The following is a 16,257-nucleotide window of genomic DNA, read 5'->3' on the forward strand; positions in this document are numbered from 1 at the left end:
CAATGAGTAACGATAACCCATTCTAGACAGCTAATTGGATTTCAAACAAGTGTTTAATCGGCTTTCCCCCACCATTCGTCGTCTGTTACTGACCATGATCAGGGGCGACCGCTTTGCGCACCTGGTTTCTGCCACTTTCCTTAGCCTCGTAGAGTGCCTTGTCGGCCGCCTCCAGCCATTGTTCAGGATCTTTGTATGCACGGCTGAATTCAGCAACCCCAAGGCTAATGGTCACGGACAGACTTCCCTGCTCACCGTCCACCTCGTACTCAAAGGTGGTTTGCTCTACCCGTTGGCGTAACCGTTCGGCAACCGAGCAGGCATCATCAATCGTTGTATGCGGTAACAAGATGGCAAACTCCTCACCCCCATATCGTCCACACAAATCTGTTTCACGGTAGGTTTCACGAATCTGCTGGGCAATCAGCTGAATTGCCTTATCGCCAACCGGGTGCCCATAGTTATCATTCACCGCCTTAAAGTGGTCGATGTCCAATAGAATAATGGCTGCCTTGTCGTTATAACGACGACAGCGAGCGTACTCCTGCTCGAACAAGCTTTGCCAGTGGCCACGATTAAACAGTTCCGTTAACGCATCGGTACGGCTTAATGACTGTAACTGCAACATATTGGTTGCTTCTTCGCTCACGTCATAAATCACCGCACATACCCGCTCGACCTCTTTATCGGAGGAAAACAGCGGAAACAGGGTGATGTTCTGGAACATCAATTCTGACTGCGACGTGAATGGGCGAATATGCGCGAACCCCATACTATGCGGCTCCTGCTGCCAATTGCAGTGTGCCTGCACGCCCAGCTTGAAAACCGATTCGGTTTTATAGCTGAACCAGGTTCTGGGTAACGCCGGAAGTAGCTCAAACAGCGTTACGCCTTTGGCTTTACTGCTGCTGATACCACTGTGGTTTTCCATAAAGCCATTCCAGACTTCGACGCGGTAGTCACGGTCGAACACCACCAAACCGACTTCGATGTTCTGCAGAATCTGTAAGATCCAGTGTAAATTGTTGACGGACAGCTCGGTTTTACGCATCAATTAAATACCCCGCTCGCTCTTCCAGTACAGCCCCCGAAGCCTCACTAAAGATAACCAGCAAGTCGCAACTGAATTCATAGGCCGGGATGTGATAGTCGATATCGATGAACAGCACCCGTTTATCTTTGACGGACGCCTTAAACACGTCATAAAGTGGGCAATTCAGTGCGACAATCGCCGGCTGACTGGTATTCAGTTCGAGATCCAACTGCAACGAGAAGCGTTGTAAAAAACCGGCGATCATTAACGAGGCTGCATCAAGCAGTAAACTCTGGTATTCGTCGCTAAAACGGTGTTGATGATAGTCAGCCAACTTTTCCGGTAACTGATGGTAGGTGCGGTTATTAACGAACAGTATCGCTTCGCCGGCGATGGCATTGCCAACAAAGCCTTCGGATACCGCATTGACCCGGGCTTGCGCGTTCATGCCTAAATTTTGCAACAGTTCGCTGTAGTCACTGAACGCCACCTTGGGCACCGGCAGTTCGACTTCAGTACCAAGCATTTCTGACAACAGGCTACCGGCTTCGCCTAACGCCACGTTAGACACTTCACTGATAACATCAAGCGCATCCAATCGCTGCGTAGCTTTTAATTCGCGGGCGTGGCCCTCGCCAAGTAACTCCTGAATGAGGCCATATTCCGTCAGTAGCGCGGTCAATTCACTGGCATTAATGGGCTTTTTGATGAATCCCAGCGCCCCCAATTGTCTCACTCGTTGACGTGAACTCGCCTGCACATCGCCTGACACCACAATGGTTAAACAATTAAAATCGTTATCACGAATGGCTTCAAGCACGGCGAAGCCGTCCATCACCGGCATGGTTAAATCCAACAATAATAATTCGCACAGACCCTGCTCGATCAGTTGCAGCGCCTCAGCTCCGTTCTCAGCAAAGCGAATATCCACATCCCAGTTATCCGGCAGCGCCCGCTCGAGGCTTTTGCGTGCTAACTTGGAGTCATCACATATAACGAGTTTCATGACCGTTCTTTGTTTTAAAAATGAGCATCTTGGGGTGGCTAAAATAGCATTATTTACAGCATCTTAACACTTTTACGTTGCATGAATTTTGATCTTCTTGAGGAACTCTCGCAGCATCCTGATGAGCAGCCAATAAAAAACCCGGCGTAAACGCCGGGTTTTTAGTACTCTGAATGAGTGCTTACCAACCGGTTTTTTCTGCAACCGCTTTACCGATATCGGCAAGGCTACGTACCGTTTTAACGCCTGCCGCTTCAAGCGCAGCAAACTTCTCGTCTGCCGTACCTTTACCGCCAGCAATGATGGCACCAGCGTGGCCCATACGTTTGCCCGGAGGTGCAGTAACACCAGCGATGTAAGACACAACCGGCTTAGTAACGTGGTTTTTGATGTACTCAGCCGCTTCTTCTTCCGCAGTACCGCCGATCTCACCGATCATCACGATAGCTTCAGTTTCTGGATCTTTTTCGAACAGTTCCAGAATATCGATGAAGTTTGAACCAGGGATCGGGTCACCACCGATACCAACACAGGTAGACTGGCCAAAACCAGCGTCAGTCGTCTGCTTAACTGCTTCGTACGTCAATGTACCTGAACGTGACACGATACCCACTTTACCTTTCTTGTGGATGTGGCCAGGCATGATACCGATTTTGCACTCGTCCGGCGTGATAACACCCGGGCAGTTTGGACCGATCATGCGCACGCCTTTGTGCGTCAGGTATTCTTTAACGTACAGCATATCCAACGTAGGGATACCTTCGGTAATACAAACAATCAATTCGATACCAGCGTCGGCGGCTTCGATGATTGAATCTTTACAGAACGGTGCCGGTACGTAGATAACTGATGCCGTTGCGCCAGTTGCCGCTACCGCTTCTTTTACGGTGTTGAATACAGGCAGGCCTAAGTGCTCTTGACCGCCTTTACCCGGTGTTACACCGCCAACCATTTGCGTACCGTAAGCAATTGCTTGCTCAGAGTGGAACGTACCCTGACCGCCAGTGAAACCCTGGCAGATTACTTTGGTGTTTTTATCGATCAAAATGCTCATTATTGACCTCCTGCCGCAGCAACCACTTTATCAGCAGCGTCAGACAAGCTTTCTGCCGCGATAATGTTAAGGCCACTTTCGTTCAATTTCTGTGTACCCAGTTCCGCGTTGTTACCTTCAAGGCGAACAACTACTGGTACTTTAACGCCGACTTCTTCAACCGCGCCGATGATACCTTCTGCGATCATATCGCAACGTACGATACCACCGAAGATGTTAACCAATACGGCTTTCACAGAGCTGTCAGACAGGATGATTTTGAACGCTTCAGAAACACGTTCTTTGGTCGCACCGCCACCAACGTCAAGGAAGTTAGCAGGCTCGCCACCGCTCAGCTTAACGATGTCCATGGTACCCATTGCCAGGCCGGCACCGTTAACCATACAGCCGATGTTGCCATCAAGTGCTACGTAGTTCAGTTCCCATTTCGCCGCTTCAGCTTCACGCGCGTCGTCCTGTGAAGGATCGTGCATTTCGCGGATCTTAGGCTGACGATACAGCGCGTTGCTGTCGATTCCGACTTTCGCGTCCAGACAGTGCAGGTTGCCTTCGTCCGTGATAACCAATGGGTTGATTTCTAACAACGCCAGGTCGTATTTTTCGAACATTTCAGCAAGACCCAGGAAGATCTTCGTGAACTGCTTCACTTGATCCGGGGTCAGGCCCAGTTTAAAGCCCAGTTCACGACCTTGGTAAGGCTGTGCGCCTACGGTTGGGTCGATTTCCGCTTTAAGAATTTTTTCCGGCGTTTCTTCTGCAACTTTCTCGATTTCTACGCCGCCTTCTGTTGACGCCATGAACACGATTTTACGTGAACCACGGTCAACCACTGCACCCAGGTACAGTTCGTCAGCGATGTCGGTGCAGCTTTCAACTAAAATCTTAGCAACCGGCTGACCTTTTTCGTCGGTCTGGAAAGTTACTAAGTTTTTACCTAACCACTGCTCTGCAAACGCACGTACGTCATCCAGGCTCTTAACCAACTTCACGCCGCCCGCTTTACCACGGCCACCTGCGTGAACCTGACATTTTACAACCCAAGTGTCACCGCCAATACGCTTTGCTGCTTCGACAGCTTCATCAGCTGTGTCACAGGCAAAACCTTCAGATACTGGCAAACCAAACTCTTTAAAGAGTTGCTTACCCTGATACTCATGCAAATTCATGATGCTCTTCCGATTCGTTGAAACAACAAAAGCAGCTTACCTGCTGCTTACCCGAATACCGCGCCGAATTTTAACGAAAACGGCACAAAAATAACAGCCGCAAGTCAAAATTGACGTTGCGGCTGCGGCTCAGCGTCTTTAGATATCCAGGATAAGACGTTGAGGATCTTCTAGTAGCTCTTTAACGGTGACCAGGAAGCCTACCGATTCTTTACCGTCGATAATACGATGGTCATAAGACAGAGCTAAGTACATCATTGGCAAGATTTCAATCTTACCGTCCACCACCATTGGACGCTCCTGGATTTTATGCATACCCAGAATCGCGCTTTGTGGTGGGTTAAGAATAGGTGTCGACAACAGTGAGCCAAACACACCACCGTTAGTGATGGTGAAGTTACCGCCTTGCATTTCTTCCAGCGTCAACTTACCGTCACGGCCTTTAATGGCCAGATCGCGAATACCGTTTTCCATGTCCGCAATGGACATTTTGTCGGTGTCGCGCAATACCGGCGTTACCAGGCCACGTGGCGTTGATACCGCAATACTGACGTCAAAGTAGTTGTGGTATACGATGTCGTCACCGTCAATGGATGCGTTAACGTCAGGGAAGCGTTTCAGTGCTTCGGTTACCGCTTTCACGTAAAAGCCCATAAAGCCAAGACGCGTACCGTGTGTTTCTTCAAACACGTCTTTGTACTTTTTACGTAAGTCCATGATCGGCTTCATGTTGATCTCGTTAAAGGTCGTCAACATGGCGGTGTCGTTCTTAGCTTGCAATAATCGCTCAGCAATCCGCTTACGCAAACGCGTCATTGGTACACGTTTTTGATCACGATCACCGGCTGTCGCAGGCTGTGCCTGTGGCTTGCTGCTTTGCTCTGATTTAGCCGACTGACCTTTGATGTGTTTTTCAACATCTTCTTTGGTCACACGACCACCTTTGCCCGTGCCCTTAACGTCACTTGGCTTAAGTCCGTGCTCACCCAATAAACGGCGTACTGCCGGACCGGCAACTTCGCTGTCGCCTTCGTCAGCGTCTTTATTGTCCGCTGATGTGTCCGCTTTCGCGTCCGCTTTGCTGTCAGCGCTGGCTCCCGCTTCAACGATACCAATAACATCATCAGCGCCAACGGTTGCGCCTTCATCGTGTTTGATTTCGACCAATACGCCGTCAGCGGGTGCAACCACTTCCAGCACCACTTTATCGGTTTCAATATCAACCAGATTCTGATCACGTTTAACCGCATCGCCTTCTTTCACATGCCATGCAGAGATGGTCGCGTCGGAAACCGATTCCGGCAACTGAGGTACGGTTACGTTCAGCTTCTCGCCACTGCCTTTGTTGTCGGAGCCGCTGTCAGTTTTGCTGTCTTGCTGTGCCGATTTTTCGTCTGATTTAGCGTCAGACTTAGACTCTTCGGCAGCAGCTGCGTCGCCTTCTTCAATTTTACCAATCACTTCCTCTGCCGTCACCGTGGTGCCTTCGTCGGCAATAATTTCGCCTAACACACCGTCAGCTTCTGCAACAACTTCCAGCACTACCTTGTCGGTTTCGATGTCAACCAGATTCTGGTCACGCGACACTTTATCGCCAGGTTTTACGTGCCATGTTGCGATGGTGGCATCGGCAACAGATTCGGGTAATTGAGGAACTTTAATATCAATCGCCATGGTTCATCTTCACCTATTTAATGGTTAGCGCTTCGTCAACGAGTTTTTGTTGTTGCTTGTTGTGCTCGGATAAGTAACCGACAGCCGGTGCCGCAGATGCTTCACGACCTCGGTAAGTTAATTGAGCACCAGACGGAATGGCCGCCCAGAAATGATGCTGGCTGCTATACCAGGCACCCTGGTTCTGAGGCTCTTCCTGACACCAAACAAAATCTTTGACGTGCTGATAATCTTTCATGATCTCGGCCACTTCTTCAGCCGGGAACGGATACAGTTGTTCAATACGGATAATGGCAACATCATCCTGTTCGCGATTACGACGCTCTTGCAACAGATCGTAGTACACCTTACCTGCACACATCACAACGCGTTTTACCTTCTTCGGATCTAAATCGTCGATCTCGGCGATGGCGTTCTGGAAGCCGGTATTTGCCAAATCATCCATTTCAGAAATCGCTAATGGATGACGCAACAAGGATTTCGGTGTCATCACAACCAACGGACGACGTACCGGCCGTAACTGCTGACGACGAATCATGTGGAATACCTGTGCCGGCGTTGTCGGCACACAAACAGACCAGTTATGATCCGCAGACAACTGCAGGAATCGCTCCAACCGCGCGGACGAGTGCTCAGGTCCTTGACCTTCATAGCCATGTGGCAACAATAACGTTAAACCACACAAACGTCCCCACTTTTGCTCACCGGAGCTCAGGAATTGGTCGATAACCACCTGGGCGCCATTGGCGAAGTCACCAAACTGTGCTTCCCACATGATCAGTGATTTCGGTTCCGCGGTTGCATATCCGTATTCAAACGCCAATACCGCCGCTTCTGACAGTACTGAATCGTAAATTTCAATTTTGCCCTGATCGTCTTTGATGTGATTCAGCGGCATATAAGTACTGGCATCGTCTTGGTTGTGCAACACCGCGTGACGATGGAAGAACGTACCACGCCCCGAGTCCTGACCGGTCAAACGAATATGAATGTTGTCATTCACCAGTGTCGCGTAGGCAAGACTCTCAGCAAAGCCCCAGTCCATTGGCTTTTCGCCTTTGGCCATTTTTTGGCGTTCCTGATAAACCTTCGCCACGCGCGAGTTCAGCTTGTGTTCCTGCGGGTACGACGCGATTTTCTCGCCTAATTGCTTGAGCGTGTCGCTATCAACTTTGTAGTCGTACTCAACATCCCAGTCATTACCGATGTATGGCGTCCAATCAACCGAGTGCTGACGCATTGGGCGATGCTCGTCAACCACCACTTCGCCTTTATCTAAGGCATCACGGTAATCCTGAACCCACTGCTTAGCATCGTCTTGAGAAACAGCGTTACTCGACGCCAGTTTTTCCGCGTACAATTCGCGCGCAACCGGGTGTTTCTTAACTTTGGCGTACATCAATGGCTGTGTTGCGCTTGGCTCATCAGCCTCGTTGTGACCATGACGGCGGTAACAGACCAAGTCAATCACAACGTCACGTTTAAAGGTGTTGCGATAATCCAAAGCCAATTGCGTAACAAACACAACCGCTTCGGGGTCATCAGCATTAACGTGGAAAATTGGCGCCTGCACCATTTTCGCAATATCCGTACAATACTGCGTCGAACGCGCATCTTCGCGTTTCGAGGTGGTGAAACCAACCTGGTTATTGATGACGATTCGAACCGAGCCACCGACCTGATACGCACGGGTCTGTGACATGTTAAAGGTTTCCTGCACCACACCCTGTCCGGCAATGGCGGAATCGCCGTGGATGGTAATCGGCAGGACTTTCTTGCCCTCTGGATCCTGTAACCGATCCATACGCGCTCGCACCGAACCCATTACTACCGGGTTAACAATTTCCAGATGCGACGGGTTAAAAGCAAGAGCCAAGTGGACATCGCCGCCCGGCGTTTCAAAGTCAGACGAGAAGCCCATGTGATACTTAACATCACCCGAGCCTTTGTTATTGCTGTGTTTACCGGCAAATTCGTCAAACAGATCCTGTGGCTTTTTACCCAGCACGTTAACCAATACGTTGAGGCGACCACGGTGTGCCATACCAATGACAACTTCCTTTGCGCCCTGCTCGCCCGAACGGGTAATCAGAGCTTTAAGCAACGGCACCAGGCTATCGCCACCTTCCAGTGAAAAACGTTTCGCGCCCGGGAATTTAGAACCGAGGTATTTTTCCAGACCATCGGCAGAAATCAGTTCGCGAAGAATTTTTACCTGTTGATCTTTGCTGAATTTAGGCTGTCCACGCACACCTTCTAGGCGTTGTTGAATCCAGCGCTTCTCTTCGGTCGATACAATGTGCATGTATTCGGCACCGACAGAACCACAGTAGATTGACTCCAGCGCGCTGTGGATGTCTTTCAACTTCATGGTTTCGCTGCCAACGGCCAACGACCCCACGTTAAATTCGCGTTCCAGATCGTCTTTGGTCAAACCATGAAAATCAAGCGACAAATCAGGAACATTGTCTTGCTTCCACAATCCAAGCGGGTCGAGATTTGCGTGTTGATGACCGCGGAAACGATACGCGTTTATCAGCTGCAGGACTTTGACTTGTTTTTGATCGGCTGAAGCACTGCCAGTGCCTGTTTGCTTAAGCTTGTTTTTCGCAAGTGTTCGAAACTCATCACGAACATCACTCAGCTTAACATCAACTGCACTGTCAGTTTTTGGTAACGAATCAAACAGTTTACGCCACTCATCACTCACTGCAGTTGGATCATCGAGGTACGCCTCGAACAGTTGTTCGATATAAGCGACGTTGCCTCCGGCTAGATGCGAAGATTCTAGCCATTCACGCATTACACCCTCTTGCATTGCGTTTCCTTTCCACTCATTCTGCTCAAACTATGAAAGAATAGCCACCCGACTTGGGATGGCTATTCACAACATCAATCGTTTGTTCCTGTTAAACCGCTCGGCTCAGCAACATCGATTTGATGTGACCGATCGCCTTGGTTGGGTTAAGACCTTTAGGACAAACATTGACACAGTTCATGATACCGTGACAACGGAAGACGCTAAAGGCATCGTCCAATTCATCGAGGCGCTCTTCAGTAGCCGTATCACGACTGTCGATCAAGAATCGATAAGCGTGTAGTAGGCCGGCCGGACCTACGAATTTATCCGGATTCCACCAGAACGATGGGCATGAGGTTGAACAACATGCACACAGGATACATTCATACAGTCCATCAAGCTTAGCACGGTCTTCCGGTGACTGCAGACGCTCACGCGCAGGTGGCGTTTTGTCATCGTTGATCAAATACGGCTTAATCTTCTCGTACTGCTTGTAGAACTGGCTCATGTCCACGATTAGGTCACGAATAACCGGTAACCCTGGTAATGGACGGATAACGATCTTATTCGATTTCAACTCGGACAGATGCGTAATACAAGCCAGGCCATTTTTACCGTTAATGTTCATACCGTCAGAGCCGCATACGCCCTCACGGCAAGAACGACGGAAGGCTAACGTCGGATCTTGCTCTTTTAATTTGATCAGTGCTTCAAGCACCATCAAATCCTGATTATCTTCAACTTCCAACGTGTACTCCTTCATATGAGGAGCGTTATCGACGTCAGGGTTGTAGCGATAAATTGAAAATGTATACGTTTTCATATCACCCTCCAACTTAGTAGGTACGAGCTTTCGGAGGGAAAGCCTCACGCAACTTCGGTGCCATATTGACTTCGCGAGTCACCATGTCTTCTTTTTCCGGACGATAAATGGTGTGAACCAACCAGTTCTCATCATCACGATCCGGATAATCAGCACGGCTGTGTGCGCCACGACTTTCAGTACGGAAGCTTGCAGCCACGGCGGTTGAGTAAGCCGTTTCCATCAGGTTATCCAGCTCTAAGCACTCAACGCGTTGCGTGTTGAATTCTTTCGACGTGTCATCCAGACGTGCATTTTTCAGACGCTCACGGATTTCACGTAGCTCGGTTAAGCCCTCTTTCATCGCTTCGCCTTCACGGAATACCGAGAAGTTCATCTGCATGCACTGCTGCAAATCTTTCTTGATTTGTGCCGGGTCTTCACCTTTCTGCGTGTTTTCCCAACGGTTGAAACGTGCGAGTGCTGCATCGACATCGTCGGCACTGGCTTCGCGGGCTTCAACATTCGCCGCCAGGTTTTCACCCAGGTGCATACCGGTAGAACGACCGAATACCACCAGGTCCAGCAACGAGTTACCGCCAAGCCGGTTAGCGCCGTGTACTGATACACAGGCGATTTCACCGCAGGCAAACAAGCCTTTCACGTGTGAGGTCTGGCCGTTATCATCCACCGTCAGTACCTGACCGTGGATATCCGTTGGAATACCACCCATCATGTAGTGACAGGTTGGAATAACCGGAATCGGTTCTTTCACTGGGTCAACGTGTGCAAACGTACGTGACAGGTCACACACGCCCGGTAGACGGCTTTCTAAAGTTTCTTTACCTAAGTGATCCAGCTTCAGTTTAATGTGCGTGCCCCACGGGCCTTCACAACCACGGCCTTCGCGGATCTCGGTCATCATTGCACGCGAAACAACGTCACGTGACGCCAAATCTTTTGCGTTCGGCGCATAACGCTCCATGAAGCGTTCGCCGTCTTTGTTCAGCAAATAGCCACCTTCGCCACGGCAACCTTCGGTTACCAGAGAGCCCGCACCGGCGATACCGGTTGGGTGGAACTGCCACATTTCCATATCTTGCACCGGAACCCCGGCACGCAACGCCATACCAACACCGTCGCCGGTATTGATGTGCGCGTTAGTGGTCGACGCATAAATACGACCGGCACCACCGGTTGCCAGAACGACCGCTTTGGCTTTTACGAAGTAGACTTCACCCGATTCTATATCCATTGTGGTTACACCAACAACGGCACCGTCCTGGTTTTTAACGATATCCAGTGCATACCACTCAGAGAAAACGGTGGTTTTGTTTTTTACGTTTTGCTGATAGAGCAAGTGCAGCAACGCATGGCCGGTACGGTCAGCGGCAGCTGCAGTACGTGCCGCCTGCTCGCCACCGAATTCTTTCGATTGGCCGCCAAACGGACGCTGGTAAATTTTACCGTTTTCAAAACGAGAGAACGGTAAGCCCAGGTTTTCCATTTCCAGGATGGCTTCAGGACCCGCTTTACACATATACTCGATGGCATCTTGGTCACCGATATAGTCTGAACCTTTGACGGTATCAAACATGTGCCACTGCCAGTCGTCTTCGTGCGCGTTACCCAGCGCAACCGTAATACCACCCTGCGCAGAAACGGTGTGAGAGCGCGTTGGAAACACTTTCGACATCAACGCACAGCTCAAACCTTCTTGTGAAATTTGCAGCGCTGCACGCATGCCAGCACCGCCGGCACCGATCACCACTGCATCAAATTCTAAAGTTTTAACGTTCACTTAAGCACCCCACAGTACAAACAAGCCAGTGAGCCAAACGACGATCAAACCGACGCTGAACACGAATTGAATGAAAGCACGTACGCCTGACGCCTTAACGTAGTCGGTCAGTACCTGCCAAATTCCAATCCAACCATGGATCAGCACCGCCGTCAGGGTTAACAAGGTGAACACTTTCATCCACACATTGGCAAACAATCCACTCCAGTTTTCGTAAGTGACGTCCGCGGTAGCAGCGAAAAAGCCAACCATGAACAGAGTGAATAGAAAAATAATGATCGAAGAAGCGCGCAACAAGATGTAGTCATGCGAGCCGCTACGTCCAAAAGTTCCAGCTGCTTTTACCATAACCAAACTCCTACCAGTACAGCCCAGATGATCGACAGAACGATGAAAATATTGGCGCTGGCACGGCCTGACTCAAGCTCTTCCCAGTGACCTAAATCCATCACCCAGTGGCGAACACCGATGATTAGGTGGAATCCTAACGCTGTCAAAATACCCCAGCCAATGAACTTAGCGACAAAGCTGGTCATCAGGCTTTCGACGTGTGCAAAACCTTCGGGGCCAGATAAAGATGTAGCAAAAGCCCAAATCAGGAAGGCCAGTGCAATCAACATAACCACACCAGAAACACGGTGAATAATGGATGCTTTGGCAGCGGCAGGAAGTTGAATGGTTGATAAATCTAAATTTACAGGTCTTTCTTTTTTCACGATAGATTGCCTTTTAATAAAGCACTAAAGAAATGTAAAAGATTGCTCGGGGCATTTGCAGTATACTTCAATGCCACCTCGACGGCAGTGAGTATATCTAGCCTGATGAGCAATTACAATGACAAAACAAGGAACGTAAACGCACAAGTTTTGGATTTATTGAGGTAAATAAGACTAAAGTCTAACTTGGTTAATTTTCCCACGGTAACTGTAATCTTGTTTTCATGTCTGCACCGTATAAAGGTTGTCTATTTGATCTAACCGCCTTTACAAAAATTGACATTTGGCACCAGTTTCGAGTTAAATTAGCGCACTTTTTCAAAAGTAGAAGCAAGGAGAATTCCTTATGGCTGATCGTAAAGCCACCTTACAGATTGATGGACAGTCAATCGAACTGCCGGTGTTATCACCTACTGCCGGTAAAGATGTAGTCGATGTCCGCACTCTTGGAAAACATGGTTATTTCACCTTTGATCCAGGCTTTCTGGCAACAGGCTCTTGCGAGTCGGCTATCACCTATATCGACGGCGAACAAGGCATGTTGTTACACCGCGGCTACCCAATCGGTGAGCTGGCAACAAAAGCAGATTACCTGGAAGTCTGCTACATGTTGTTACACGGTGAAGCGCCAACCTCAGACGAATACCAGAAGTTTAAAAAGACCATCACCAAGCACACCATGGTGCATCAGGGCTTACACAACTTCTTTAACGGTTTCCGCCGCGATGCGCACCCAATGGCAATGTTATGTGCGGTTACTGGCGCATTGTCATCGTTCTATCACGATGATCTGGACATTCATGATGCGGACCAACGCCTGCGCAGTGCTTACCGCCTGATCGCAAAAATCCCGACGATTGCTGCGATGGCTTACAAGTTCAGCATCGGTCAACCGTTTGTTTACCCACGTAACGACCTGGGCTACGCCGAGAACTTCCTTAACATGATGTTCTCAGTACCGGCTGAAGACTATGAAATCAGCCCAGCCGTTGCCAAGGCCATGGATCGTATCTTCATCTTGCATGCTGATCACGAACAAAACGCGTCAACCTCGACCGTTCGTTTGGCCGGCTCTTCAGGCGCTAACCCTTACGCGTGTATCGCCGCTGGGGTGGCATCACTGTGGGGACCAGCTCACGGTGGCGCTAACGAAGCCTGCCTGCGTATGCTGGCAGAAATCGGCTCGGTTGAAAACATTCCGAAGTACATTGAGAAAGCCAAAGACAAGAACGACCCGTTCCGTCTAATGGGCTTCGGTCACCGTGTTTACAAAAACATGGATCCGCGTGCAACGGTTATGCGCGAGTCATGCCACGAAGTACTGAAAGAACTGAACCGCGACGATCCATTGTTGGACGTAGCCATGGAACTGGAGCGCATCGCGCTGGAAGACGACTACTTCGTCGAGAAGAAATTGTTCCCGAACGTCGACTTCTACTCAGGCATCGTGCTGAAAGCGATTGGTATCCCAACCAACATGTTCACGGTAATCTTCGCATTATCGCGTACCGTCGGCTGGGTATCACACTGGCACGAGATGATGAGCGAAGAAAGCCAGAAAATCGGCCGTCCTCGTCAGTTGTATACCGGTCATACCGAACGCACGTTCAACCCAATCAAAAAGTAATCTGCTGAGATTGCCAAAAAGCGCCCCTGCGGGCGCTTTTTTTATGTCCTTTTTTCATGCCGGCGGTAGAAACGATATGGCGATAAGGGGATTTGATGGCTCTGTTTGAGAAAGTGTCTGGCGCCATGCTAACCGGTCATCACGCCCCTACTCGTTCGACCTCGAACGATTATATTCCTTTGTTTTCGTGCAATATCGACTCAATTTAATTATAATACAGCGCAATTTTCGCGAACAACGAACAGAGAGGCTTATGCAGCAAGTAGTCAACGTACAAGAACCCGTCATTACTCCGCGCCGCTTCAAAGTTTACCAACATCGCCAGTTGGACAAGATTGAAGCGCTGAACCGAGTCCCTGAAGACATGCGCTTCGAAATGAAAGTGGTGGCTAATGTGCTGCCCTTCCGTGTGAACGAATATGTCTTCAACGAACTGATTGACTGGGAAAATGTGCCAAACGATCCGCTGTTTCAGCTAACATTCCCACAAAAAGATATGTTGGATCCGAGTGCCTTTCAGCGTATGGCGGATTTGATGTCCGGCAAGCACACCACCAACGAAGTATTTGATCTGGCCACTCAGTTGCGGCAAGAAATGAACCCGCATCCGGCCGGACAAATGCAGATGAACGTGCCTCACGTTGACGGCGAGCCACTGCCCGGCATGCAGCATAAGTACCGCGAAACGGTCTTGTTTTTCCCGGCTCAGGGTCAATATTGTCACTCGTACTGCACGTTCTGCTTCCGCTGGGCGCAGTTTGTCGGCAAGGCAACGCGTTTCAACTCTAATGACGCCGATCAATTACATCGTTACCTGGCTCAGCACAAAGAAGTGACGGACTTGCTGGTTACCGGCGGTGACCCTATGGTGATGCGTACGCGCAAGTTGCAGCACTATCTTGAGAACCTGTTGAAGCCGGAGTTTGATCACATTAAAACCATTCGTATCGGCACAAAATCACTGACCTTCTGGCCGTATCGCTTTATCACCGATCCGGACGCCGATGACTTACTGCGTTTACTGGAAAAACTGGTGGATGGCGGTAAACACGTTTCGATCATGGCGCACCTCAATCACCACAATGAGCTGCGCACGGAAGTTTGCCAGGAAGCCATTCGTCGATTGCGCAGTACGGGTGTTCAAATTCGTTGCCAGGCGCCATTATTACGCCACATTAACGACGATCCGGATGTCTGGGCAACCATGTGGCAGAAACAAGTCAGCCTGGGCATGATTCCTTACTATATGTTCGTTGAACGTGACACAGGAGCTAAGCGCTACTTTGAGGTGCCCTTGGAACGCACCTGGGAGATTTTCCGTCAAGCTTATCAACAGGTGTCAGGTATCGCTCGAACCGTTCGTGGTCCGTCAATGAGTGCCGGTCCGGGTAAGGTAGAAGTTCAGGGGGTTACTGAGATCGCCGGTGAGAAGGTGTTTGTCCTGCGCTTTATTCAGGGTCGCAATCCGGACTGGGTACAACGCCCGTTTTTCGCTAAATATGACCCGGATGCAACCTGGTTACATCAACTGAAACCGGCGTTCGGCGAAGAGAAGTTCTTTTTCGAAGACGAATACGCACAGATGGCAGCGATGGACTAACGTCCATCACTGCGTCGTCACTTACACCCGACGCCGGGCGGCGGCTAAGTCGTCTGGCGTATCAATACCTGCCATAGGTGTCTTAATCGCTTCAGCCACGTGAATGCGTTCGCCGTGCCACAACACCCGCAGTTGTTCCAATGATTCCAGTTGCTCCAGCGGCGATACCGGCCAATCAACATAACGCCGCACAAAGCCGGCACGGTAAGCATAAAGTCCGATATGGCGATGATACACGTCGCTGCGTATGACAGCATTGGTACGTTGCGCATTAAAATTGTCACGATCCCAGGGAATCGCAGCACGGCTAAAGTACAACGCATAGCCGGCAGCATCACGCACGACCTTAACCACGTTGGGATTAAAAATGTCCTCATCTTCGTCAATTGGCACGGATAGCGTTGCCATCGGCGCCTGCCGCTGATTGGCAAGGTTATCCGCCACCTGACGAATGATTTCGGGCGGGATAAAGGGTTCATCACCCTGCACGTTAACAACGATCTCATCTTCCGCCAGCGCCAGATACTCTACCACTTCGGCGAGCCGCTCCGTCCCTGATTGATGATGGGCCGCCGTCATCATTACCCGTCCACCGAAGTGTTCGACGGCCTGTTTCACGCGTTCGTCATCGGTCGCCACAATCACTTCCGCGGCACCGCTGTGTTCGGCGCGTTCGACCACGTGTTGGATCATCGGCTTACCGCCGATATCCGCTAATGGCTTACCCGGCAATCGAGATGATTGATAGCGTGCCGGAATAATGACGGTAAAACTCATGCGGTTAATTTCTCCATTTCTTCACTATCCAGCGTCCGTGCACGTTCCGCCATCAATACCGGAATACCACTATCAATGGGATAGGCAAGTCGTTCGCCGCGACAAATCAATTCATTAGCCTGTTCGGCATAGGTGAGTTTGCCCTTACAATTAGGGCAGGCGATCACTTCCAGTACACTCGGGTCAATAGTCATGGTGTTA

14 protein-coding genes are annotated in these 16,257 nt (G+C 50.0%); 2 read left to right on the forward strand and 12 right to left on the reverse strand.

Annotation, left to right across the window (positions count from 1 at the left end):
• Window positions 1-85 precede the first annotated feature (85 nt).
• From C5610_RS07480 to sdhC, 10 genes are all read right to left on the reverse strand, one after another.
• Entirely contained in the window at window positions 86-1,051 is a 966-nt protein-coding gene (locus C5610_RS07480) for a GGDEF domain-containing protein (RefSeq protein WP_105306634.1), read from the reverse strand.
• Entirely contained in the window at window positions 1,044-2,039 is a 996-nt protein-coding gene (locus tag C5610_RS07485) for a response regulator (RefSeq protein ID WP_105306635.1), read from the reverse strand. Before C5610_RS07485 ends, C5610_RS07480 begins: the two co-directional genes overlap by 8 nt.
• Before the next feature lie 181 nt (window positions 2,040-2,220).
• Window positions 2,221-3,093: a succinate--CoA ligase subunit alpha gene (gene sucD, locus C5610_RS07490; protein WP_105306636.1), complete on the reverse strand. Its 873-nt coding sequence runs from the start codon at window positions 3,091-3,093 to the stop codon at window positions 2,221-2,223.
• Complete coding sequence (gene sucC / locus C5610_RS07495) at window positions 3,093-4,259, reverse strand: ADP-forming succinate--CoA ligase subunit beta (protein ID WP_105306637.1); 1,167 nt, start codon at window positions 4,257-4,259, stop codon at window positions 3,093-3,095. The genes sucD and sucC overlap by 1 nt, the downstream gene beginning before the upstream one ends.
• 138 nt (window positions 4,260-4,397) lie before the next feature.
• Window positions 4,398-5,933, reverse strand: coding sequence for a 2-oxoglutarate dehydrogenase complex dihydrolipoyllysine-residue succinyltransferase (odhB, locus tag C5610_RS07500; RefSeq protein ID WP_105306638.1), 1,536 nt, complete (start codon window positions 5,931-5,933; stop codon window positions 4,398-4,400).
• A gap of 13 nt (window positions 5,934-5,946) precedes the next feature.
• Window positions 5,947-8,751, reverse strand: coding sequence for a 2-oxoglutarate dehydrogenase E1 component (locus C5610_RS07505; protein ID WP_105306639.1), 2,805 nt, complete (start codon window positions 8,749-8,751; stop codon window positions 5,947-5,949).
• Between the two features lie 91 nt (window positions 8,752-8,842).
• Complete coding sequence (locus C5610_RS07510; RefSeq protein ID WP_105306640.1) at window positions 8,843-9,556, reverse strand: succinate dehydrogenase iron-sulfur subunit; 714 nt, start codon at window positions 9,554-9,556, stop codon at window positions 8,843-8,845.
• Window positions 9,557-9,569: 13 nt separating this feature from the next.
• Window positions 9,570-11,279: a succinate dehydrogenase flavoprotein subunit gene (gene sdhA / locus C5610_RS07515; protein ID WP_410054416.1), complete on the reverse strand. Its 1,710-nt coding sequence runs from the start codon at window positions 11,277-11,279 to the stop codon at window positions 9,570-9,572.
• A 57-nt stretch (window positions 11,280-11,336) separates the two neighbouring features.
• Window positions 11,337-11,684, reverse strand: coding sequence for a succinate dehydrogenase, hydrophobic membrane anchor protein (gene sdhD / locus C5610_RS07520; protein WP_105306642.1), 348 nt, complete (start codon window positions 11,682-11,684; stop codon window positions 11,337-11,339).
• Window positions 11,678-12,052: a succinate dehydrogenase, cytochrome b556 subunit gene (gene sdhC / locus C5610_RS07525; RefSeq protein ID WP_105306643.1), complete on the reverse strand. Its 375-nt coding sequence runs from the start codon at window positions 12,050-12,052 to the stop codon at window positions 11,678-11,680. Before sdhC ends, sdhD begins: the two co-directional genes overlap by 7 nt.
• A gap of 346 nt (window positions 12,053-12,398) precedes the next feature.
• On the opposite strand from sdhC, the gene gltA reads away from it, so the two are divergent.
• Together gltA and C5610_RS07535 are read left to right on the forward strand one after the other, a co-directional pair.
• Complete coding sequence (gltA, locus tag C5610_RS07530) at window positions 12,399-13,679, forward strand: citrate synthase (protein ID WP_105306644.1); 1,281 nt, start codon at window positions 12,399-12,401, stop codon at window positions 13,677-13,679.
• Between the two features lie 253 nt (window positions 13,680-13,932).
• Window positions 13,933-15,279, forward strand: coding sequence for a KamA family radical SAM protein (locus tag C5610_RS07535; protein WP_105306645.1), 1,347 nt, complete (start codon window positions 13,933-13,935; stop codon window positions 15,277-15,279).
• A gap of 21 nt (window positions 15,280-15,300) precedes the next feature.
• Here C5610_RS07535 and kdsB read toward each other — a convergent pair whose 3' ends face one another.
• Both kdsB and C5610_RS07545 read right to left on the reverse strand, forming a co-directional pair.
• Window positions 15,301-16,056: a 3-deoxy-manno-octulosonate cytidylyltransferase gene (gene kdsB / locus C5610_RS07540; RefSeq protein WP_105306646.1), complete on the reverse strand. Its 756-nt coding sequence runs from the start codon at window positions 16,054-16,056 to the stop codon at window positions 15,301-15,303.
• Complete coding sequence (locus C5610_RS07545) at window positions 16,053-16,250, reverse strand: Trm112 family protein (protein WP_105307747.1); 198 nt, start codon at window positions 16,248-16,250, stop codon at window positions 16,053-16,055. The genes kdsB and C5610_RS07545 overlap by 4 nt, the downstream gene beginning before the upstream one ends.
• Window positions 16,251-16,257 lie beyond the last annotated feature (7 nt).

Source organism: Idiomarina sp. OT37-5b (assembly GCF_002968395.1).
Taxonomy (GTDB): Bacteria; Pseudomonadota; Gammaproteobacteria; order Enterobacterales; family Alteromonadaceae; genus Idiomarina; species Idiomarina aquatica.